General features: G+C 65.9%; 2 protein-coding genes. One reads left to right on the top strand and one right to left on the bottom strand.

Annotated features, from left to right (window positions below; all coding sequences use genetic code 11):
* On the bottom strand, positions 1 to 364 hold a 364-nt coding region (locus QZH66_RS17500), incomplete at its 3' end, for a TonB-dependent receptor plug domain-containing protein (RefSeq protein WP_305807106.1).
* 77 nt (positions 365 to 441) lie between these two features.
* Here QZH66_RS17500 and QZH66_RS17495 point away from each other — a divergent pair.
* On the top strand, positions 442 to 755 hold a 314-nt coding region (locus tag QZH66_RS17495), incomplete at its 3' end, for a hypothetical protein (RefSeq protein ID WP_305807105.1).

Here is a 755-nt window from a genome sequence, read left to right as displayed (position 1 = left end):
TGGCCTGCCAGGTGCGGTAGGTGGTGCTGGTGCCATACAACTCGAACGGCTGCGACACGTATCCCAGCTTGCCATGGGCCTCGAACTGGGTCGGCATGCGGGTCACGTAGTCCACCACCGCGCCCACCGAGTTGCCGGGGTAGGCGGCCGAGAACGGGCCGTACATCACGTCCACGCGCTCGATCTCCTCGGGCGTGACCAGGCCCCAGCGCGGCGGGAAGGACAGCCCGCCCACGCCATTGCCCAGGTAGTTGGACAGCAGGATGCCGTCGGCATACACGCTTGACCGCGCGCTGTTGCCGGTGCCCGAGGCGCGGCTCGACAGGATGGCGTGGTTGTAGTCGCCGACGTAGCGCTTGCGCACCAGCAGGCTGGGGAAATATTTGAGCGCGTCCTNCGCGCGCTGTTGCCGGTGCCCGAGGCGCGGCTCGACAGGATGGCGTGGTTGTAGTCGCCGACGTAGCGCTTGCGCACCAGCAGGCTGGGGAAATATTTGAGCGCGTCCTCGCTGTCGGTGGCGTTGATGCTCTGCTCGATCTGCTCGTGCGTGATGCCCTCCATGGTGGTGGGGATCTGCGTCGGCAGCGAGGTCGGCTGGCCGCCGGTGATGGTGACGATGCCCAGTTCTTTGACGGGTGCATCGGGGGTCTGTGCCCGGGCGGACAGGCCGATGGGGAAGGCGATGGCCACGGCCAAGGCAACGCAGGTTCTGCGCATTCGAAAACTCCTGAAATCAAGCAAAAAAGCCCGCTAGC

This window comes from Stenotrophomonas sp. YIM B06876 (assembly GCF_030711595.1).
Classification (GTDB): Bacteria; Pseudomonadota; Gammaproteobacteria; order Xanthomonadales; family Xanthomonadaceae; genus Stenotrophomonas.
The sequence above is the reverse complement of the archived record's forward strand: the minus strand, read 5'-3'. Positions and strand labels throughout refer to the sequence as shown.